The organism is Geobacillus sp. Y412MC52, assembly GCF_000174795.2.
Lineage (GTDB): Bacteria > Bacillota > Bacilli > Bacillales > Anoxybacillaceae > Geobacillus > Geobacillus thermoleovorans.
In genome coordinates this window covers 1,032,202-1,052,909 of the sequence record NC_014915.1, presented here as the reverse complement: position 1 = coordinate 1,052,909, position 20,708 = coordinate 1,032,202, and the positions used below count along the sequence as shown (strand labels likewise).

Annotated in this window: 19 protein-coding genes; 2 read left to right on the top strand and 17 right to left on the bottom strand. The window is 55.1% G+C overall.

What is annotated here, in order from left to right; translation table 11 throughout:
• Positions 1–39: 39 nt before the first annotated feature.
• The 15 genes from murD to GYMC52_RS05255 all read right to left on the bottom strand — a co-directional run bounded on the left by murD (position 40) and on the right by GYMC52_RS05255 (position 15,943).
• A complete protein-coding gene (murD, locus tag GYMC52_RS05325; RefSeq protein WP_013523337.1) occupies positions 40–1,395 on the bottom strand; it encodes a UDP-N-acetylmuramoyl-L-alanine--D-glutamate ligase in 1,356 nt (451 codons plus the stop codon).
• Complete coding sequence (gene mraY / locus GYMC52_RS05320; RefSeq protein WP_013523336.1) at positions 1,396–2,370, bottom strand: phospho-N-acetylmuramoyl-pentapeptide-transferase; 975 nt, start codon at positions 2,368–2,370, stop codon at positions 1,396–1,398.
• Positions 2,355–2,810, bottom strand: coding sequence for a hypothetical protein (locus GYMC52_RS05315; RefSeq protein ID WP_013523335.1), 456 nt, complete (start codon positions 2,808–2,810; stop codon positions 2,355–2,357). Before GYMC52_RS05315 ends, mraY begins: the two co-directional genes overlap by 16 nt.
• Positions 2,807–4,276: a UDP-N-acetylmuramoyl-L-alanyl-D-glutamate--2,6-diaminopimelate ligase gene (locus tag GYMC52_RS05310; protein ID WP_013523334.1), complete on the bottom strand. Its 1,470-nt coding sequence runs from the start codon at positions 4,274–4,276 to the stop codon at positions 2,807–2,809. The genes GYMC52_RS05315 and GYMC52_RS05310 overlap by 4 nt, the downstream gene beginning before the upstream one ends.
• 123 nt (positions 4,277–4,399) lie before the next feature.
• Entirely contained in the window at positions 4,400–6,334 is a 1,935-nt protein-coding gene (locus GYMC52_RS05305) for a stage V sporulation protein D (protein ID WP_013523333.1), read from the bottom strand.
• A 71-nt stretch (positions 6,335–6,405) separates the two neighbouring features.
• Positions 6,406–8,616, bottom strand: coding sequence for a penicillin-binding protein (locus GYMC52_RS05300; protein WP_013523332.1), 2,211 nt, complete (start codon positions 8,614–8,616; stop codon positions 6,406–6,408).
• A 6-nt stretch (positions 8,617–8,622) separates the two neighbouring features.
• Positions 8,623–8,979, bottom strand: a complete 357-nt coding sequence (gene ftsL / locus GYMC52_RS05295; protein WP_013145853.1) for a cell division protein FtsL — start codon at positions 8,977–8,979, stop codon at positions 8,623–8,625.
• A gap of 96 nt (positions 8,980–9,075) precedes the next feature.
• Positions 9,076–10,008: a 16S rRNA (cytosine(1402)-N(4))-methyltransferase RsmH gene (gene rsmH / locus GYMC52_RS05290; RefSeq protein ID WP_013145854.1), complete on the bottom strand. Its 933-nt coding sequence runs from the start codon at positions 10,006–10,008 to the stop codon at positions 9,076–9,078.
• Between the two features lie 430 nt (positions 10,009–10,438).
• Positions 10,439–12,067, bottom strand: coding sequence for a bacillithiol biosynthesis cysteine-adding enzyme BshC (gene bshC / locus GYMC52_RS05285; protein WP_013523331.1), 1,629 nt, complete (start codon positions 12,065–12,067; stop codon positions 10,439–10,441).
• Between the two features lie 82 nt (positions 12,068–12,149).
• The gene (locus GYMC52_RS05280) at positions 12,150–12,536 is read right to left on the bottom strand and encodes a DUF3397 domain-containing protein (protein WP_013145856.1); all 387 of its coding nucleotides are present in this window, start codon (positions 12,534–12,536) and stop codon (positions 12,150–12,152) included.
• A complete protein-coding gene (locus GYMC52_RS05275) occupies positions 12,529–13,449 on the bottom strand; it encodes a 2-dehydropantoate 2-reductase (protein ID WP_013523330.1) in 921 nt (306 codons plus the stop codon). The genes GYMC52_RS05280 and GYMC52_RS05275 overlap by 8 nt, the downstream gene beginning before the upstream one ends.
• Positions 13,450–13,518: 69 nt before the next feature.
• Positions 13,519–14,097, bottom strand: coding sequence for an RsfA family transcriptional regulator (locus GYMC52_RS05270; protein ID WP_013145858.1), 579 nt, complete (start codon positions 14,095–14,097; stop codon positions 13,519–13,521).
• A gap of 69 nt (positions 14,098–14,166) precedes the next feature.
• On the bottom strand, positions 14,167–14,922 hold the full coding sequence (locus GYMC52_RS05265) for an enoyl-CoA hydratase/isomerase family protein (protein WP_013145859.1): 756 nt from the start codon (positions 14,920–14,922) through the stop codon (positions 14,167–14,169).
• A gap of 162 nt (positions 14,923–15,084) precedes the next feature.
• Positions 15,085–15,258 (bottom strand): 50S ribosomal protein L32, encoded by a 174-nt coding sequence (rpmF, locus tag GYMC52_RS05260; protein WP_011230605.1) that lies wholly within the window; start codon positions 15,256–15,258, stop codon positions 15,085–15,087.
• A gap of 145 nt (positions 15,259–15,403) precedes the next feature.
• Positions 15,404–15,943 carry a YceD family protein gene (locus GYMC52_RS05255; RefSeq protein WP_013523329.1) on the bottom strand — a complete coding sequence of 180 codons (540 nt, stop codon included), beginning with the start codon at positions 15,941–15,943 and terminating at the stop codon, positions 15,404–15,406.
• 309 nt (positions 15,944–16,252) lie between these two features.
• On the opposite strand from GYMC52_RS05255, the gene GYMC52_RS05250 reads away from it, so the two are divergent.
• On the top strand, positions 16,253–17,473 hold the full coding sequence (locus tag GYMC52_RS05250) for a nucleotidyltransferase (RefSeq protein WP_013523328.1): 1,221 nt from the start codon (positions 16,253–16,255) through the stop codon (positions 17,471–17,473).
• On the opposite strand, the gene GYMC52_RS05245 is transcribed toward GYMC52_RS05250, so the two are convergent.
• Positions 17,446–18,465 carry a SepM family pheromone-processing serine protease gene (locus GYMC52_RS05245; protein ID WP_011230602.1) on the bottom strand — a complete coding sequence of 340 codons (1,020 nt, stop codon included), beginning with the start codon at positions 18,463–18,465 and terminating at the stop codon, positions 17,446–17,448. The genes GYMC52_RS05250 and GYMC52_RS05245 overlap by 28 nt on opposite strands.
• A complete protein-coding gene (locus GYMC52_RS05240) occupies positions 18,462–19,250 on the bottom strand; it encodes a patatin-like phospholipase family protein (protein ID WP_013145863.1) in 789 nt (262 codons plus the stop codon). The genes GYMC52_RS05245 and GYMC52_RS05240 overlap by 4 nt, the downstream gene beginning before the upstream one ends.
• A gap of 130 nt (positions 19,251–19,380) precedes the next feature.
• Here GYMC52_RS05240 and ylbJ point away from each other — a divergent pair, with 130 nt between their 5' ends.
• A complete protein-coding gene (gene ylbJ, locus GYMC52_RS05235; protein ID WP_013145864.1) occupies positions 19,381–20,616 on the top strand; it encodes a sporulation integral membrane protein YlbJ in 1,236 nt (411 codons plus the stop codon).
• The last annotated feature ends 92 nt before the right edge of the window (positions 20,617–20,708 follow it).

The following is a 20,708-nucleotide window of genomic DNA, read 5'->3' as shown; positions in this document are numbered from 1 at the left end:
ATTTTTGTAAACTAGAGGGGAAGGGCTGTCCCTTTCCCTCTATTTCAACTTATGCACGGCATTGATAAAAATGTCCCCTCTCTCCTCGAAAGTTTTGTATTGATCCCAGCTGGCGCATGCTGGAGAGAGCAAAATGACGTCGCCCGGCTCGGAAAGCTCGAAAGCAACCGGGACGGCTTTTTCCACATTATCGACATATCGGATCGTTTCTATTCCCGCTTTTTGGGCGATGCGGCCGATTTTATCCGCCGTCTGGCCGAACAGTACGACCGCCTTCACCTGTTGCAAATACGGGAGAAGATCATCAAACTCATTGCCGCGGTCAAGCCCGCCGGCCAACAAAATGACCGGCTCGCCGGCAAACGCTGAAAGCGCCTTTTGCGTCGCTAAGATGTTCGTCGCTTTCGAGTCGTTGTAAAACCGCCGGCCGTCAATTTCCGCCACATACTGAAGCCGATGTTTCACGCCGGAAAACGTCGCCAGCACCTGGCGGATCGCCTCATCACTGGCGCCGGCCAGCTTGGCGGCCGCCATCGCCGCTAAAATGTTTTCCAAATTGTGCTGTCCAGGAAGAACGATGTCAGCGATTCTGATAACTGGATCACCGTTCCAATAGATGGCGCCATCTTGAACGTACGCCCCTTCGCCAAGAAGCTTCGTCGCCGAAAACAGCACTTTTTGCGATCGAACCGAGGAGGCAATGTTCATCACGAGCGGATCGTCGGCATTGACGACGGCATAATCGCGCTCCGTTTGATTGCGGAAAATGTTCGCCTTTGCCGCTGCATACGCCTCTTTCGTTCCGTGGTAGTCCAAGTGGGCGTCGAAAATATTGAGCAAAACCGCAATGGCTGGGCGAAACTTGTCAATGCCGGCAAGCTGGAACGAAGACAGTTCCGTGACAAGCCATTGCCCCGGCTTCGCTTCCCTCGCCACCTCGCAGGCGACAAGGCCGATGTTGCCGGCAAGCAGCGGATCTTGGCCATCCGCTTTTAACATTTCGTAAATGAGCGTCGTCGTCGTCGTTTTTCCGTTGGACCCGGTGATGCCGATAAACGGCCCTTCGGAAATGTGATAAGCAAGCTCCACTTCGGTCACAACCGGAAGCCCCTTCTCAAGCGCCTTTTTCACCATCGGGTTCGTGTACGGAATGCCCGGGTTTTTCACGACAAGGTCAAACGGCTCATCAAGCAGTTCAAGCGGATGACCGCCGCAAACGACGCGAATGCCGAGCGGTTCAAGCTGCTTAGCCTCCATGTTTTCCGAAAGCGGCTTTTGATCATTGACGACGACCTTAGCGCCTAACTCCGCAAGAAGCCGAGCTGCCGCCGCTCCGCTTTTCGCCAATCCAATGACAAGCACACGACGATGTTGATAAAAACGAGTCGGTTTCAATTACATCCACACCTCGATATAAATTCCTAGCATCGCAAATAAAAGGCCGACGGCCCAAAACGTCACAACGATCCGCCATTCTGACCAGCCGACAAGCTCATAATGATGATGAAGCGGACTCATGCGGAACACGCGCCGTCCCGTCGTTTTGAACGAAGCCACTTGAATGATGACCGACAGCGTCTCGATGACAAACACACCGCCGATGATGACAAGCAACAGTTCAAGCTTCGTCAGGACAGCGACAGCGGCGATCGCCCCGCCAAGTGCGAGCGAGCCGGTGTCGCCCATAAACACTTTCGCCGGGTGGGCGTTAAACACTAAAAAGCCAAGCACGGCGCCAACAACAACGACGCAAAATACAGCGACATCGTACTGGCCTTGATTCCAAGCCAAGACGGCATAAGCGCCAAAGGCGATCGCCGCCGTTCCGGCAAGCAGCCCGTCAAGCCCGTCGGTCAAGTTGACAGCGTTCGAGCCGCCGACAAGCATGAACAACAAGAGCACGCCGTACGCCCATCCGAGGTCGACCGACCAATCGGCGCCGGGAATATGTAACACCGTCGAAAAGCCGCTTTGGCGGTAGACGGCAAAAAAGATGGCTGCGATAAGGAGCTGGCCGATAAATTTTTGCCGGCTCGTCAAGCCAAGATTTCGCTTCATCACGACTTTGATCATATCGTCGAGGAAGCCGAGCACCCCATAGCCGACGGTGACCAACAACAGCAAATACGTCCTCGTCGACAAGCCGGCGATTTTCGGCGTGATCCATAAGGTCGTCGCCACAATCGCCAACAAAATCATGATGCCGCCCATCGTCGGCGTGCCTGATTTTTTTTGATGCGACTTCGGCCCTTCCTCGCGGATGCTTTGTCCGAATTTCAACCGCCGCAAAAACGGGATGAACAGCGGCGATAAAATGACAGTGATGAGAAAGGAAGCCGCCATGGCAATCACGATCACTTGTTCTGGCATGCATCGTCACATCCTTTAAACGGCCGAGCGTCCAGCCATCGCTTCTCCAATTCCGCCAGTCGGCGACGCACGGCCTCCCCTGCGATGGGGCTGTCTTCGGGAAGCTCGAAGAAAAACTGCGCCTCCCCCTCGCCGCCTTGCTCTAAATACCGCTCAAGCAATGCCTCTGCCGCCTCGAGCGGCGACGGAACGAAAAAAAGTGGAAATTGGTTAGGAATGTAGCGCGGCAACGGTTCGCCAAGAGGCCAAAACGAGCCGATCGCCCCGTGTTCAATAGCTGTTTTCAATGTTTCCGCCCCGCGGTCAAGCGGGACGAACAATCCTTTCTTCACCTGCTGGGCCGGGTCGACAAACACGGCATGAAAACGAATCGTTTCATCGACAATGCCGCGCGCCTCCACCGCCATCGATTGCACCATCCTGTATGCGATCATGGTCATCCTCTCTCCTTCACTGCCGCTCGGGCAACAGCGCGATCGTCAAACTCAATCACATCGTTGCCAATGATTTGATACGTTTCATGCCCTTTGCCGGCAATCAACACAACATCGCCTTCCTGCGCCTGGCCAATGGCGTAGCGGATCGCCTCTTCACGGTCAGGAATCGTCACATGCTTTCCGATCTCAGCGCTTACTCCCGCTTCCATGTCGCGCAAAATTTGCTTCGGGTCTTCCGAACGCGGATTGTCGGAGGTAAAAATAGCGACATCCGCATACCGCACCGCCACCTGCGCCATGAGCGGCCGTTTCGACCGGTCGCGGTCGCCGCCGCAGCCGATGACGACATACACGTTTCGCTTCGCCAATTGGCGCACCGTTTTTAAGGCATTTTCTAAACTGTCCGGCGTGTGGGCGTAATCGACGATGATCGTAAAGTTTTGCCCTTCATCAACCGTTTCAAACCGCCCCGGCACCGGCTCGACATCCGCAAGCGCCGCGGCGATCGTTTCAAGCGAAAAGCCAGAGGCAAGGCAGGCAGCGGCAGCGGCGAGAATGTTATAGACATTGAACGAGCCGACAAGTTTCGTTTCGACCGCCGCCGATCCGTGCGGCGTGCAAAGCCGAAACGCCATGCCGCCTGCGGTTATGCGGATCTGTTCCGCCATCACATCGCTTTTTTCCCTCATCCCGTATGTGACGATCGGCGCGGCCGTCATATGTTTATAATACTGCGAAACCGGATCGTCATGATTGAGAACGGCAAATTTCGGCCGCCGTTCGTCGTAGCGGTTGCCGAGCTGGGCAAACAAAAGCCCTTTGGCGTTCCGATATTCTTCCATTGTCCCGTGATAATCCAAATGGTCTTGCGTTAAGTTCGTAAAGACGGCCACATCGTAATCGCAGCCATGCACCCGCCCTTGGTGCAGCGCGTGCGACGACACTTCCATGGCGACAAACTCCACTCCTTCATCGACCATCTGTTTAAACGTGCGCTGCAAAATGAGCGACTCCGGCGTCGTATTGGCCGCCGGATAGGAGCGGTCGCCGACCTTGATGTGAACCGTGCCAATGAGCCCTGTTTTCTTGCCGGCTTTTCTCGCGATTTGTTCCATGATCGACGTTGTCGTCGTCTTGCCGTTTGTGCCTGTCACTCCGATTAAATGAAGGCGGTGGGTCGGCCGCCCGTAAAACGCGTCCGCTAAAATCGCCATCGCCCGCCGGCTGTCCGACACAAGAACGACCGGAACATCAACGGAAAGCGGTCGCTCGGCCACGATCGCCGCCGCTCCGCGCGCCACCGCTTCCTCGGCAAAGTCGTGTCCGTCTACTGTAAACCCTTTAAGGCAAAAAAAGAGAGAACCGGGGGCAACGCGGCGCGAGTCCATTTCGAGCGCCACGATATCGGGATTGCCTCCATGGTGCACCCAAAAACCGGGCAAGTGTGACAGCAGCGTCAGCAGTTTCATATTTCGTTCATCCCTTTCGCTTCGAAATCGTCCGCTCCGTTAGGCAGACAGCGGAAAAAGGGGCACAACCAACCCGATGTGTCATCGCATCGGTCGCCCCTTGCACGTTCGTCTTACCGTGTCTTACCGTTCTTCCGCCGCTTCGCGTTTCGCCAAATAAATGCGGACCGTTGAGCCTTCTTTCACTTTCGCCCCTGGCTTCGGGGATTGTTCCACAACGACATCTCCCTCGCCACTAACATCTAATTTTAAGTCAAAAAGCTGTTCTTGCAAATCATTTTTTGTCATTCCGATTAAGTTGGGCACTTCAATGACTTTCGGCTCGTTCCAGTCGCGCTCCTTCTCGAGCTGGTCTTTGCGGGGCTTCACGCCCAACGTGCGCAAACTATCTTCCATAATTTTTCCTACAATCGGGGCAGCGACTGTGCCGCCGAACTGAACCGTTCCTTTCGGGTTGTCGACGGCGACGTACACGACAAGCTTCGGGTCATCCGCCGGAGCGAAGCCGATGAACGAAACGATATGGTTGTTTGGCAAATAGCGGCCGCCTTGCGCCTTTTGCGCCGTTCCCGTTTTTCCACCGACGCGGTACCCTTCGACATACGCCTTTTTCCCTGTTCCTTGAGCGACGACGCTCTCAAGTGCGTAACGGACTTGTTTCGATGTTTCCTCGGAAATGACGCGCCGTTTCGCTTTTGGCGTGTTGCGGCGGACGATCTCTCCGGTTTCCGGGTCGACCCACTGCTTGGCAATGTACGGAGTGTACAAAATGCCGCCATTGATTGCCGCCGACACGGCAGCGACTTGCTGGATCGGCGTCACCGACACTCCTTGGCCAAACGCCGTCGTTGCCAGTTCCACCGGCCCGACCCGTTTCAAATCAAACAAAATGCCTGTTCCTTCGCCTTGCAAGTCGATGCCCGTTTTCTCACCAAAACCGAATTGCTTAATGTAACGAAACAACGTCTCCTTTCCAAGCCGCTCGCCAAGCTCGACAAACCCCGGGTTGCACGAGTTTTGCACGACTTCCAAAAACGTCTGATCTCCGTGGCCGCCTTTTTTCCAGCAGCGAAGCGTAGCGCCGGCTACTTTGGCGTAGCCCGGGTCAAAGAAATGGTCTTTCAGCAAATTCACCTTATGTTCCTCAAGCGCCGCGGCCAGCGTAATGATTTTAAACGTCGATCCCGGTTCGTACGTGCTCCAAATCGGCAAGTTGCGGTTGTAAATTTCCGGAGGAACGCTCCGGTAATCCGCTGGATTGAACGTCGGCCGGCTCGCCATCGCCAAAATTTCACCGGTGTTCGGGTCCATGGCGATCGCGATGATGCCGTCCGGATTGTATTTCGCCTCCGCGATGTCAAGTTCGCGCTCAATGATCGTCTGAATGCGCGAATCGATCGTCAACACCAAATTCAAGCCGTCAGTCGGCGGCGTATAGTCATCAGCGATATCGGGCATGCGCCGCCCTTTCGCATCGGAATAAAACTGCACGGAGCCGCGCTCGCCCCTCAGTTCCTTGTCATAATACAGCTCCAACCCGGTGAGCCCTTGGTTGTCAATGCCGGTGAAGCCGAGCACGTGCGACAAATAGCTGCCAAACGGATAGTAGCGCTTCGTATCTTCAGCGATATACACCCCATCCAAGTCGAGGGAGCGCACATTCGCCGCTTTTTCATCGGAAATTTTCCGCCCTTCTTTCAGGCGGACGATCGACGTTTTTTGCGTGATTTGTTTATAGATGGATTCGACCGAACCGCCCAGCACCCCGGCCAGCTTTTTCGCCGCCTCTGCCGGGTTTTTGACTTGCCGCGGAATGACATACACCGTCGGCGCGCTCATGTTCGTCGCCAGCGGGACGCCGTTGCGGTCCAAAATTTCGCCTCGCTTCGGCTCAAACGGAATGTTCCGGCCCCATAGCCCTTTCGCCCGTTCCGCTAATAGATCGCCGAGCCAAAATTGGACGTAGCCGAGACGGAGATCGATAATGGCAAAGATCAAAATCCCGATCAAAAACACGATCGTCAACCGCTTGCGCACGGTAACGTACGATACGCGCATATGGCGGAACCTCCTTCATGGTGGGCTCGTTCCACTATATGCTTGTACGCCCCGTTATAGAACGGCAAAAATCATTCGTGCGGCTCGGCTTCTTTCCGTAAAGCCGCCTCTTTCTCCTTCTCCGCCGCCGCTTTCTCCCATTGGCGCGGCGGAGCCAATTCAACAATTAAATAATCGCCTTTGCGCACCTCCGCTCCCGGACGAATGTTTTGGCTGACGACATAGCCGGTCCCTTTCGTGCTCGGCCGCAAGCCCAGAACGTTGGCCACTTTCATAGCGTCGCGCAGCGAGAAGCCGCGCAAATCCGGCATCGTTGCCGCCCCGTCCGTTTTTAACACGACCCGTTCGCCCAAAAGAACGTGATCGCCGCCTTGCGGAAGCTGCTGGTCAACATATTTGCCGCGGCCGATCACGACCGGCACATATCCCTTTTCCTTCAGCTGCTCTGCTGCCGAAGCCGCCGGCTGGCCGATCCATGAATCAAGCGCCTGCGGTTTTGCAGTCTTTGCTTTCATTCGTTTTTCCCCGTTCGGTTCAATATGCAAATATTGCAAACTGCTTTTCATCACCGTCGTAAAAATTTGCGACACCGGCGCCGCTCCGGTTTCGGTCACATCGAGGTGCGGCTGTTGGACCGCCACATACATGAGAAGCTTCGGATCATCCGTCGGCGCCATGCCTAAAAACGAAAAAATGTAGTTTTCCCGTCCGGTCAAATAGCCCCCGGAAGCCGACGGAATTTGCGCCGTCCCCGTTTTGCCGGCGACGCGGTAGCCGTTGATTTGGTACGGACGGCCGGTGCCGTGCTCGGACGTGACGACCGTCTCTAAAATGGCGCGCACTTTGCGCGCGGTTTCCGCCGTAATCGGCTCGCCGACCACGGTCGGCCCATGATCGAGCACGACTTTGCCGCTGTCTGGGTCGACGACTTTCTCGATGACATACGGCTTCATCATTTTCCCATCGTTGGCGATCGCCGTCGCCGCTTGGATTTGCTGGATTGGCGTCACCGATGTCCCTTGGCCGAATCCGGTCGTAATTCGTTCAATCGGGTAGCGATAGCGGATTTGCCCGACCGCTTCGTTCGGCAAATCGATGCCCGTTTTCCGGTCAAAATGGAAACGGTGCAAATATTGCAAAAACCGATCTTCACCAAGCTTTTCTTTCACTAAAATCGAAAAGGCGACGTTTGAAGAGCGCTGCACCCCTTCATTAAACGTGATCGTCCCCCAGCCGACATCGTTATGGTCGCGGATCGTGTTCGGCCCAACTTTGTAGGAACCGGAGCGATACGTTTCGTTGCCGTTATACACTCCTTCGTTGATGGCCGCCGCGAGCGTGAACACTTTCATCGTCGATCCCGGCTCATACGGATAGGAAATGGCGTCATTTAAAAAGTTCGTAATATCACGCTTGTTTGGGTCGAAGCTCGGACGCGTCGCCATCGCCAAAATTTTCCCTGTTTTTGGATCAGCGACGATGGCGATCATTTTTTTCGGCTTGTATTGCTTCTCGACACTGCTCATCGCATCTTCCAAAAACGATTGAATCTTTCCGTCGATCGTCAAATAGACGTTTGCCCCATTGTCCGGCTTGACAATGCGCTCTTTGCCCCCGGGGAGGCGGAAGCCGTTTGCGTCGCCGGCAAACGACACATAGCCGTCTTTTTCACGCAAATACCGGTCAAGTTCTTTTTCCACGCCCATTTTGCCGACCGTTTCGTTGGCTTCATTTTTTTGCGCGTAGCCGATGACGTGCGACGCAAACACGCCGTTCGGATAAAACCGGCTCGTGTCGCGGATGAAAGCGATGCCTGGCAAATGGAGCGCTTCGATTTTCCGTTTCAGCTCAAAACTGATGTTGCGGCCGTAGGACCCAAACTCGACTTGCTTCGCTTTTTTGGTCAAAATGCGCTCCATCGCCTCGACGTCCATGCCAAGAAGCGGGGCGAGTTGTTCCGCTGTTTTTTTCGGATCGACCACATGGTGCGGATGATCCGGATCGGTTGTCATCTTCGGATCCAAAACGGCCACAACCGTATACGACGGCACATCTTCAGCCAAAACGGCGCCGTTGCGGTCGAAAATCGTTCCGCGCTTCGCCTTGATCGTCCGCGTTTGTTGATGCTGCCGCTCCGCGATCACAGCCAGCGTTTGGCCGTCCGCTTTGCCGGTCCATTCAAGCTGCACAAAGCGGGCGAACAACAGAGAAAAGAGGAAGCCGAACAGGCAAAACAGGATGAACGCTCCTTGATGGGTGTTGCGATGCTTTCTTGCCTCCATCGCCGATCATTCCTGCACAACTTTCACATGGTTTTCGTTGAGCGACAAACCGAGCTCTTTTGCCTTTTGCAAAATGCGCTCGTACGCGCTCAGCCGTTGCACCTCGACATATAGGTCATTGTTCTCCTTTTTCTGCTCGTCAATCGACGCCTCGAGCTTTTGCACCCCTTTGTTCAATTCGTAAATGCGCACTTGGTTCGAGACGATATGAACCGCCGCATAGAAAACAAACAAGCAAAACAACACAAACAGCATCTTTTCAGCCAGCGACAGGCGAAAGCGTTGCTTCCGCCGGGTCTTCGGGCTTGGCGGTGACGCCGGATGTCGTTGTTCGCGCGCGACTTTGACTGCTGCATCGTTCACATTTTTCCCCTCCTGTTTCTCCATGCATTCGTTTTTCGCCGCAATGGGCGGCGCCCGCATTGAAATTTGGTTGTGTTTCCCCGCTATTTTCGTCATCTACAGCTTTTCGGCAATGCGGAGTTTGGCCGAACGGGCGCGACGGTTTCGTTCGAGCTCTTCCTCGGAAGGAACGATCGGTTTTTTTGTAATGATTTTCAGCACGGGGCGGTAGTCGTCGGGGAGAACCGGAAGCCCCGGGGGCAATGGCGGGCTTTCGCTCGCCTTTTTAAACGTTTCTTTGCAAATGCGGTCTTCAAGCGAATGAAACGTAATGACGCTCACCCGGCCGCCGGATGCAAGCAGTTCGATCGCCTGCTCGAGCGCCTCGCGAAACGCCTCAAGTTCGTCGTTGACCGCGATGCGAAGCGCCTGAAAAATGCGTTTGGCCGGGTGTCCGCCGCTTCGGCGCGCCGGGGCGGGAATCGCTTCCTTAATCACATCAACGAGCTCCCCCGTCGTTTTAATCGGCCTCGTGCGGCGCACTTCCTCGATTTTGCGCGCCACTTGCTTCGAAAACTTCTCTTCGCCGTAACGGAAAAAGATGCGGACGAGCTCCTCGTATGGCCAGCGGTTGACAATCTCCGCCGCCGTCAGCCGCTGCTTGCGGTCCATCCGCATATCAAGCGGCGCATCGTGCTGATAGCTGAAGCCGCGCTCGGGTTCGTCGAGCTGCGGTGAAGAAACACCCAAATCAAACAAGACGCCATCGACGGACTTGACGCCAAGCGCCGAAAGCTCCTCTTGCAAAAACCGGAAGTTCCGGTGCACAAACTGCACTTGCCGGCCGTAGCGGGCGAGCCGTTCGCGCGCATGCATGATGGCGGCTTCGTCTTGGTCAAAGGCAAACAACTTCCCACGTGCCGACAAACGGGAGAGCAAATACTCGCTATGGCCGCCGCCGCCCAGCGTACAATCGACGTAAATGCCGTCAGGGCGGATGTTCAGCCCATCGACTGCCTCTTTCAGCAACACTGTTGTATGTTGAAACACATGTCCACCACCTTCGTTGCATAAAGCCACACTCACATCGGCCAGTGGCCGCCTCCTTATTATATCGCAAAGATGGACAAAATTTTAGCTTTTTTTGTAAAAAACCGTCCTTTTTTGTTTCTTTTTGTCGGACGGACCAATCACGGCCATCCTGGCGGCTTCATCCCTTTACTTTTATTTCCATTTCGTGAATATTGTGGCTCTTCACCACAACATGTACTTGACAAGCAATACGGTTTCCTGCACAAAGATGTGCAAAAATCACTGATTTGTTGATTTTCCCTCACAAGCGTAAATAGGGTATGTTCAGAAAAAATCAAGTACAACTTTTGGTGAAGAGCCAATATTGTTTTTTTACAATTCATTTCACAAAAAAGAAAATCCTGCTCAAAGCAGGATGTTTCTTTTCGACTTTTTCTTTGAAAAAGCCTCACATATATACAATTTTATGCATTCCATTGCCAGGACTGCGAATGGCCAAAAGTTTTTCTACAAAATCAAATCCGTAGCGGTTGATGTAATAAAACACGTTCCAAACCCGCTCCTGGAGCGCACCGTTCGGCCGAAGCGACGTCTCGATGCGCCAAAATTTCCGCCACTCCGCCTCATGTTTGCGCAACAGCGCCCGCTCGAGCGCGTGCTGAAGAAACTCGATTTGCGCCTGAATGATGGCGGCATTTTTCGCCACCAATCCCTCCAATCCGCGGTCAATCGCCACCCCAAGCTCACGGAGCGGCCGGTGCGCCGCGTCAATGTCCGCCTTCGCTTTGGCAAACGCCGAAGCAAGCGGCGCTTGAGCGGTCGCCTCCCGCCACTCCCGCTTTGCTTCATCGAGCCGCCCGGACAATACATCAGCCACCTCAAGGCCGATATCGGACAGGTCGGTTTGCAGCGAACGGCTGACGATCGTCGCCTGCAGACGCGGCACGACCGGAGGCATTTCTAGGTCGAAAAGCGGAAACGCCTCTTTCAATTCCGCCCAATAAGCGATCTCCCCCGGTCCGGCAACGAAAGCGAGCGTCGGCAGCAAATGCTCTTGCATGAGCGGACGGGTGACGACATTGTTGCTTAAACGGGCCGGATTCGTTTCGGCAAGCTCAAGCAGCTCTTCTCTTGTCCAAACGAGAGTTCCCGCTTTATTGTGAAACAGGCCGCGTTCCTCATCATACTGCAAAAGCGAACGTTCACGGCCGTCGTAATAAAACAAGTTGGCCGCGTCACGACCGATTTCAATCAGCGGCGCATATCCGAGCGCGCGCAACGCCTCTTGCTGAGCGAGCACCACGGCCGTCACATCGCGATGGCGTTCAATGAGCGCGGCGAAAAAGCGGCGCTCAAGCGGCCGCACCGCCGCATCGCCAGCGTTCAAAACAACTAAACCGTGATCAGCGAACAACCGGAGCACAATGGCGGCAAAAAAGTCGACAAACGTGCGCGCCTCATCAAGACACGATGACAAAAAGAAGAGCAGCTCATTCGTCACGTCCGTTTCCCCATACGTTTTGACGACGCGCTCGACCCACTCTTTCGCAGCCATCCGGTCCAGCGGCACATCGGCGGCCATCCGTTTTTCGTTCGTTTTGTGTGGGTACGCTGCTTTTTTTACTTCTCCTTCCTCAACAACATAAACGTGATTGATTTCCGCGATGTCATGATCTTCGCCGGCGATCCAAAACAGCGGCACGACCGGCACGCCCAATTTCCGTTCCTGCTCTTTGGCAAGCTGGATGATGGTGATGATCTTATAAATCGTATACAGCGGCCCGGTCAACAGCCCGGCTTGCTGCCCGCCGACAATGACGACGCTTCGCTCGTTGCGCAGTTTCTCAATGTTTGCCATCGTAGCCACACTCGCCGAGAAGCGCCGGTGATAAGCGCGCAAATAGTCGGCAAGCCCTTCTCGGTCATAGGTTCTTCCTTGCAAATAGGCCAACCGCCGACAAAACGCTTCATCGTCCGCCTGGGCATAAGCGAAGCCGCTCTCTGCTGGAAACGCGCCGGTTATGTAATCAGCCGCCAATTTCGTCGCTGCTGGCAACGGAATTTCGCGAACTTCCATGGCGAAAAACTCCCTTTCTTATGTATTCTTTCATGAGTATAGCACGTTTATGGCCAAGAGAAAAAAAGCTTGCTCGGCCACACTAAAGGCTCATCGCAACGCGCATGGCCATTCCGTATACAAGCAGCCCGGCGTAAAGGGAGGCAAAAATAAGAAAACTCGCCCGCCAAAAGACGCGGAACACCGTCCGCAAACGAAAGTCCGCCGTTTTCCGCCAATAGCCAAGCGCGATCGCCGCGTGCAGACCAAACAAAAAGAGAAGAAGAGGAACGAAGTACGATTTCCCAAACAGCACTGTCAGCAAAAAATAGACAGCGGCGATGAAAAAAGCAGTCGCAGCGTTGACCGCGGCGTAAAACGCTGCCCGCCTCCGCCTGCCGACCAAGCGTGCTCCGAAGTAGACGAGCAAAAACAGCAGAAGCGGCGCGGTCACAAACGTCGCCAGCGTCGAAGCGAGCCAATCACCCATCCGTCTCTCCCCCTTCCTTCCCTTTCACCGCGCAAAAGACAAAGCGGACGACCGGCAGCATAGCGCCGCGCGCCTCCCCTTGTTTCAACACATAGCCCAAAATGGCGTCAATCTCCGTCCGGCGCCCGTTCGCCAAGTCCATATACATCGACGAATAGTTGTCCGCTGTTTTTTGGCATATGCGGACGACGCGCTCCCACGCCCGATTGGCGTCTTCAAGCGGCAGCACGTTCTGCACCTCATCAAACAGCTGCCTCATCATATCGCGGTACGGAGCCGTTTCTAGCAGCGCCCCGTTTCTCACTTGCAATAGAGCGGTGAGCGGATTGATGACTGCGTTGACGACAAGCTTGTCCACAAGAATGCGCTCCCAATCATCGGCCCATTCGATCGGAAAGCCGCGCTCCCCTTCCCGAAGCTCCCAGGCGTCGCCAAATGAACCATAGCGGGAAGCAAGTGTCAGCTTTCCGGCGCCCGTATGCGCCACCGTCCGGTCATCCAGCTTCATGGCACCATGCTCCACGACGCCGACGAGGACATTTTTGTCGGCAAACATCGTCAACTGCTCGAGATGCCCCATGCCGTTTTGCAAAAAAACGAGCGTGCGAACGCGGCGAAACGCGTCGATTTGCGCACAGACGGAAGCGAGATCGTACTGTTTGACGGTCACAAACACGAGCGGCTCGTCCAGCTCCGCTCCAGCAAACGGCTGCGCGCGCACCGCCACGACCGATGTCTCGCCATCTTTTTTCAGCGCCACACCATGTTCGGCAAGCTGCCTTGCTTGGGACGGACGCCTCGTATAGACCGTCACCCCATGGCGCCGCCCAAGATAAGCGGCGAGCAGCAATCCGATTGCTCCGCCGCCGACAATCCCAATGTTCAATCCTTCTCCCCCGCTTTCTTGCAACATGGCGTTAGCCTTATTTTAGCAGAGATCTTCTTCTTTCGTTAAGAAAAAAAGCCGGCGAAAAGCCAGCCTTTACCCTTCGTCGACGCCTTCAGCCACTGCATTCGGCGCCGGTTTCCCGCTGTCTGTCACCATTTTGCGCGCCCGCTCCATAATGGAAAGCAGCGTTTTATACTCCTCCTGGATCGCAGCTAGTTGTTTTTGCAGCGATTCTTTTTCCATTTGCAACTTCGTTACCATTTGCTGCAGCTGCTCCATATCGTTTTTGAGCGCCCGGTTTTCATCGGCCGTCCGTCGGGCGTCGCGCGCCTTTTGCTCCTCAGCTTGCAAAAAGGCCAGCACTTCCGCCCATGACAAATGGCTTTTGACTGCCGTTTCCACCTTCGCCTGCCCCTCGCTTTCCTTTGTCGATGGGGTTTCTTTTTTTCGCATCTTCCGTTCTTGCTTGGCTTGCTCGATCTCCTCCTTGTACTGCTTGCGAACGCACGAATTCCAGCGAAATCCGCACGCTGCCGCCGTCCGCGACAAGCGCCGCCCGACTTCGGCAAACGCCTCCAGCTGGGTGCCGCCTTCGCGAATATACTGAAGCACAACATTCGCCAACAACTCATCCTCTTCTTTCGTCCATGCGTCTTGACGCACTCCCGTCATCCCCTTCCCCCCTTATCGCCGCTTTGTCATTATATGTATGCGGCTAGTAGAAACGGTAGAAGGAAAAAATTACTTCTTACACAAAAAAGGACGCAATGCCTGTTCATGTTCGGCCGACCCCCACAGCTCGGCGCAACGGGCGATCTCGGCGAAAAACTGCTCTCGAAACCAAGCTGTTCGCCATTTTTCGCCGGCTGCGGCCTTATATGCCTGCAAGACGGAAAGCGACCGCTCCGCATAAGGCGCCAGCCGTTCACGCCATTGTTCGCGCCAATGTTCGGCTGGTAGGATGGCGTCAACCCAACCGCACGCTTCCATCGCCTCCGCCGTCATCGGCTCGGCGCGCAGCAATAAGTCAAGCGCCCGCCCGTACGGAAGTTTGGCAAACAGCATCGACGCTCCTCCCCAGCCGGTCGTAATGCCAAGCCGGCCTTGCACAAATCCGATCCGGCTTCCTTCTTTGGCAAAGCGAAAATCGCAAGCGGTCGCCAGCTCGCAGCCGCCCCCCATCGCTGTTCCGTTGACAAGGGCGGCCGTCGGCTTCGGAAACGTCAGCAGCCTGTACAGCAGCTCTCCCATGCGCATGAGCATCTGTCTTGCCTCCGTGCCGCGCAAATGCCCAAACTCACTTAAATCGCCGCCGGAGCAAAACGCCTCGCTGCCGGCGCCGGTAATGGCGAACACTTTCACCTGTGGATCAGCCGCCGCCTGTTCCATCGCCTCCTCAAGCGCCCCCATCACGGCAAAATTGATCGCATTCCGTTTCTCTGGACGGCAAATCGTAAACAGCGCAATGCCGTCATGATGCTCCAACATGGCTTCCATCAGCACGTCTCTCCTTTCTTCATCAATGAATTGGGCGCGTTCTCTTCAATTTCCTGCCTCACGACGAAAAAAAACTGCCGCCTGGACGAACAGCGTTGATTTTTTGCAGACAATCAAAAAGGCTGTCCTCTTTTCGGACAGCCTGTCGTTCGATGTCGGCCATTATTTGTTGACGACATCTCTTCCTTTGTATGTTCCGCATGCTTTGCAGACGCGGTGCGCCAATTTCCATTCGCCGCAGTTCGGGCATTGCACCATGCCTGGCACTTGCAGTTTAAAGTGCGTGCGGCGCAGCCGTTTTCTCGTTTTCGATGTTCTTCTAAAAGGTACTGCCATCATTCCCACCTCCTTGTCGGGCGCATTTTGGCATATCCATGCCGGCGGATCAGTCAACCTCGAGGCCGCCGTCCGCCGGCACACAAGGCGGCTGCCGGACGGTGCGCAATATTCGGCGCCATCGGCCGGCAACGCCGACTCACGATCATTCCTCTCGTTTTTCCTCGAAAAACTTGGCCAGCCCTGCAAGGCGAGGATCTACTTTCTTTTCCCGCTCTTGCATCGCTTTCTCCCATTCTTCTTCCGACAGAACGTCCCATCCTTCCCCATGTTGCGGAGCTCCGCCGGCAACCGGTCCTTCGGCGATAAGCTGCAACGGGATTTCAAGCAAAATCAACTCGCGGATGATGGGATTCAAATCAATCGTGTCCCCCGCCACCATATGGGTGTCCTCATCAGTCTCCACGATGCCGCTGCCATCCGCAAAAAACGTCTCTGTCGTCTGAATGGAAAACGGATACGCCACATCGACAAGCGTCCGCGAACAAGGCAACACCATCGTTCCAGACAACGTCAAATGAAACGTGAATTTCGTCGACCCGACATCCGCTTTTCCTTGGACGTGCACCGGCGAAATATCGCGGATCAACGTGTCAATTTGTTTTAAATCGGACACATCGACCGTCTCATCAATCGCCATTTCCTTATGTTGAAAACGGCGAAGCTGTTGGACCGTCCATTTCATATCATCACCTCAAGGCAACGAATAAAATTATACGTTTCGTTTCTAGTTTTGTCAATGTTTTTTCTTTACAACCACTCATTCCTTGGGAAAAGAACGGCATACTCCCATCATTTCCAAATGCCATTCCGAACATGCACGGTCGGCGCGCGGACATCGGAAAACGGTCGACCCCTTCGTTTCTTTTGCTGTCCTCACCGCATGTTGCCGTTGATCTTCGCCGCTTTCTATTCCATACTAAGTTCAGATAGAATAGACAGCCATTTCGTTGCGGCCAAGCCGCGCGAATCGCCATGAAAGGAGCGAAAAAAGGTGAAAGCCGTCGGCGTGATCGTGGAATACAACCCGTTTCACAACGGTCATTTCCACCATTTGAACGAAACGAGGCAAAAGACAGATGCGGACTGTTTGATCGCCGTTATGAGCGGAAACTTCTTGCAGCGCGGTGAGCCGGCCATCGTCTCCAAATGGGCGCGGGCCAAAATGGCGCTCGCCGCCGGCGTAGATGTGGTCATCGAGCTGCCGTACGCCTTCGCTGTGCAAGCGGCTGAACAGTTCGCACATGGGGCGGTGCAGCTGCTTTCGGCGATCGGCTGCCAAGAGCTTTGCTTTGGCAGCGAATCGGGGGAAATTTCCGCTTTTTTATCCGCGGCCAAAACATGGCTTGAACAGAAGGAAACGTTCGATTCCCTCATCCGCACCGGGCTTTCGCGCGGACAAAGCTTTCCGAAAGCCGCCGCTGAAGCGTGGCAAAAGTTCGGCGCCGCTCCGCTTGATTTGTCCAAGCCAAACAACGTGCTTGGTTTCGCGTATGTGAAAGCCATTTGGCAAAACAAGCTGGCGATGATGCCGCGCACGATTCCGCGGCTGGCCGCCGGCTATCATGACGAATCATTTTCCCACCCGTCGATTGCGAGCGCCACCAGCCTGCGGAAAACATTGCGACAAACCGGTCGTCTCGAGTCGATCGCGGCGTACGTTCCGCCCGCTGTGCTCGAACAACTCCGCCAATACCGGGAGACATACGGGCGCTTTCACGATTGGGAAGTGTATTTTCCGCTCCTAAAATATCGGCTGTTGACCGCCACAGAGGCCGACTTGCGCCGCATCGCCGGCGTGGAGGAAGGGATCGAACACCGGCTGAAGCAACACATCGCCCACGCCGAAACGTTTGCCGCCTTCATCGCCGCTGTCAAAACGAAGCGATACACCTGGACAAGGCTGCAACGCCTATGCGCGCATGTGTTGACGAATTTCACAAAGGAGGAGCAAGCCAAAGCGGCCAACCCGACCTATATCCGGCTGCTCGGCATGAGTGAAACCGGCCGCCGCTACTTAAAGCAGGTGAAAAAAAGCGCTGCGCTCCCGCTCGTCGCCAGAGCATCCAAACTCAACGGCGACCCTCTTTATGAGCAAGAAAAAAGAGCGGCAGCTGTGTACGCCGCCGCTTTTCCGGAGCCGCTCTACAGCGCCGCGCTGAAAGAAGAATACGCCACGGCGCCGATTTACGTTTCCGGCATCGAACGCAAATAACGAACTGCCTCGTCGAACGTATCGACCGGGACGATTTTCATATGCGTCCCGATTTTTTTCGCCGTCCGCACCGCCTCGCGATAGTTCGACGTCGGCGCACCATGTTCGTTCGGGGCGAAAAACACCTCGGCTCCTTCGCGGTCAGCGGCCACGACTTTTTGCGAAACACCGCCGATCGGCCCGACGTTTCCGTCAAGATCAATCGTCCCGGTGCCGGCGATTTTATGACCTTTTGTAATATCTTCATCGACAAGTTGGTTGTAAATTTCAAGTGAAAACATGAGCCCAGCCGACGGTCCGCCGATTTGTTCCGACTCCACGTCAACCGGCGGGTCGGTGCGGACGTCATAATCGGTCATGAGTGTCACCCCAAGGCCGACTTGGTTCGGGTGCTGTCGAAACGGCTTCAGCTCGAGCTCTGTTTCCTGCCGCTTCCGGCCGCGAATGAATGCGACGCGGACGCGATCACCCGCTTGTTTTCCGCGAATGTAGTTGACCATCTGCTCCGATGTGCCGAGCGGCTTTCCGTCGATCGCGACGATGCGATCGCCGGTCTCTAGACGGCCGGCGGCCGGCATATCAGGGAGGACGCTCATGACATAAACGCCATGAGGTTCATACGACACCGGCTTTCCGGCGTGGCGATAAGCGACGACGATCGCCGCTTCCTTCGACTGTTCCATGAGCTCAAGCTGGCGCATCGTATATTCCTTGTCGCTCTCCCCTTCCTGCTTGATTTCCTCGACCGGATGAAGCTCATAAAACGGGCGGATATGGGCAAACAAATACGCTATCACATTCGCCCGCCCCATCCGCACCGTCGTAAGCATAAACGTTCCCTTATCACGGTCGCCGTTTTCCACGTGAACGAGCGGCTTTAAACTTTGCGCGCTTCCCGGCATCGTCACATAATACGGCAGCTTCATAAAAATGAGCAGAAAGGTGAGGGCGGCGCCAAAGAAAAACAGGGCAATATACGTCCGTTTCTTCATTCGTGTGATGGCTCCTTCCACTGTTCGATCGCTTGACGGATCGCTCCCACTTGCTTCCGCGCTTCCTCTTCCCCGCGAGCGATGATTTCCTCAATATCCGTGAACGCCCGCGAGCTATACTGTTCGACTCGCGGCCGGATCATAACGTCTGAGGCGAGCTGACGGTGAGCTACCAGTTCCGCTTGCAAAATATCGAGGCTCTGCCAAATGACATCGGCGATCGACGCAATTTCCGCCTTTGTGTTGAGCGGAGAGACATCGACGGCGATGACAATATCCGCTCCCATCGCTCGGACGACCGACACTGGCACCCGGTCGACGACGCCGCCGTCGACAAGCAGTCTGCCATTCACCTCCGCCGGCACAAAAATGCCGGGAATCGAGATGCTCGCCCGCACCGCCTGGGCTGCTTCCCCTTGCCGAAACACGACTTTCTCCCCTGTCTGCAAATCAGCGGCGACAACAGCCACAGGCGGGGACATCTCCTCGATTCGTTTCCCTTTCGTCAACAAGCGAATAAACTGCGTGATGCGCTCGCCAGCGATCAGCCCCATTTTCGGCACCGTCCAGTCAAGAAAATCGTTGCGTCGAAACGATTGAGCCAACCGATAGAGACGATGGAGGCCATGGCCGCTTGCGTAAAGGACGGCGACGAGCGCGCCGATGCTGCTGCCGGCCAAATAGGAAATCGGAATATGCTCCTCCTCGAGCACTTTCAATACCCCAAGATGGGCGAACCCGCGCGCTCCTCCCGACCCGAGCGCCAATCCGACTTTTGGCGGCACGCCTCCTCCCCCCTTTGTCGCAGCGCTATCCGCTTTCATCTTATGGTCTAAAACGCCCCCCTATGCTCGTATATTAGGTTATATGAGGTTGTACTACAAGAAACCGCACGGCAAAAAAGGGGGGGAAAAAGTGAAACAAAATTGGGGGGCGAAATGGAAAACCGTATTGCTCGCTTCCGCCGCCACCTTGTTTGCGTTTTCGCTCATTTGCTATCCAAAACAGTCGCTTGAAGCGTCCATTCGCGGTTTAAATATGTGGTGGGAGGTCGTCTTTCCATCGCTTTTGCCGTTTTTCATCGTCTCGGAGCTGCTCATCAGCTTCGGCGTCGTCAGCTTCCTTGGCGTCTTGCTCGAGCCGCTCATGCGCCCGTTGTTTCGCGTCCCGGGCGTCGGCGGATTCGCCTGGGCCATGGGAATGGCGTCCGGCTACCCGTCTGGAGCCAAGCTGACCGCCCGCCTGTACCAGGAAAAACAGCTGACGACGATTGAAGCCGAACGGCTCTCGTCGTTCACCAATTCATCCAACCCACTTTTTATTTTTGGAGCTGTATCAGCGGGATTTTTCAACAACCCGCAACTCGGCCTTGTGCTGGCCGTTTCCCACTATTTAGGAAACATTAGCGTTGGGCTGATCATGCGCTTTCACGGCATCCGAAAAGAACAGAGGCAATCGAAGCGGCAGCCACGCTCATTTTCGCTCCCGTATGCGCTGCGCACACTGCACCGCACGCGACTGAAAAACGAACAGCCGCTTGGCAAACTTCTTGGCGACGCCGTGCGCTCTTCTGTCCAAACACTGTTAATGATCGGCGGTTTTATTATTCTTTTTTCGGTTATGAATAAACTTCTGTATATGATGCATTTGACCGAACAGCTTGCCCCATTGCTGCGCCATCTGCTCCGCCTTGCCCAGCTGCCGGAGCAGCTTGACATCCCAGTGTTTTCCGGCTTGTTTGAAATTACACTCGGCAGCCAAATGATCAGTCAGACCGATGAGGCGATGCTGATGGAAAAAGCAGTGGCAACAAGCTTCGTCCTCGCTTTCGGCGGTTTTTCCGTCCAAGCGCAAGTCGCCAGCATTCTCGCCGAAGCGAACATCCGCTTTCAGCCGTTTTTCATCGCGCGCTTGCTGCATGGAGTGTTTGCCGCTTCCTTTACATACTTGCTTTGGAAACCGTTGTACATCAAAACAGCCGGCGGGATGCCGACCCACATCCCAGCGTTTCTTCACGCCGCCAAAGACGGCGCTTGGAATGAAGGCTGGCGGTTGCTGCAGCAATACGGGCCGCTCCTGACACTGTTGTTCCTTTGCCTTTATATATGGCTCGTCATCAAGGCGGCCAGTGAATCGCGCGGGCGCTCATAAGACGCTTGAGCGCCCAGCTTTTTGGCAGCAAAAAGCCATCGGGGCGGTTCGCGTCGTCTCGGCCGTGAGCCGCCCTTGACGGCAAAACCGGG

Coding starts and splice junctions, on each gene's coding strand:
- GYMC52_RS05270 (WP_013145858.1), bottom strand. CDS start 14,097: ATGACGGGAGTGCGTCAAGACGCATGGACGAAAGAAGAGGATGAGTTG.
- GYMC52_RS05275 (WP_013523330.1), bottom strand. CDS start 13,449: ATGTTGCAAGAAAGCGGGGGAGAAGGATTGAACATTGGGATTGTCGGC.
- GYMC52_RS05265 (WP_013145859.1), bottom strand. CDS start 14,922: ATGGAAGCCATGTTGGAGCATCATGACGGCATTGCGCTGTTTACGATT.
- GYMC52_RS05315 (WP_013523335.1), bottom strand. CDS start 2,810: ATGACCATGATCGCATACAGGATGGTGCAATCGATGGCGGTGGAGGCG.
- GYMC52_RS05245 (WP_011230602.1), bottom strand. CDS start 18,465: ATGAAGAAACGGACGTATATTGCCCTGTTTTTCTTTGGCGCCGCCCTC.
- GYMC52_RS05305 (WP_013523333.1), bottom strand. CDS start 6,334: ATGCGCGTATCGTACGTTACCGTGCGCAAGCGGTTGACGATCGTGTTT.
- GYMC52_RS05310 (WP_013523334.1), bottom strand. CDS start 4,276: ATGAAACTGCTGACGCTGCTGTCACACTTGCCCGGTTTTTGGGTGCAC.
- bshC (WP_013523331.1), bottom strand. CDS start 12,067: ATGGAAGTTCGCGAAATTCCGTTGCCAGCAGCGACGAAATTGGCGGCT.
- rpmF (WP_011230605.1), bottom strand. CDS start 15,258: ATGGCAGTACCTTTTAGAAGAACATCGAAAACGAGAAAACGGCTGCGC.
- mraY (WP_013523336.1), bottom strand. CDS start 2,370: ATGCCAGAACAAGTGATCGTGATTGCCATGGCGGCTTCCTTTCTCATC.
- GYMC52_RS05300 (WP_013523332.1), bottom strand. CDS start 8,616: ATGGAGGCAAGAAAGCATCGCAACACCCATCAAGGAGCGTTCATCCTG.
- GYMC52_RS05280 (WP_013145856.1), bottom strand. CDS start 12,536: ATGGGTGATTGGCTCGCTTCGACGCTGGCGACGTTTGTGACCGCGCCG.
- GYMC52_RS05255 (WP_013523329.1), bottom strand. CDS start 15,943: ATGAAATGGACGGTCCAACAGCTTCGCCGTTTTCAACATAAGGAAATG.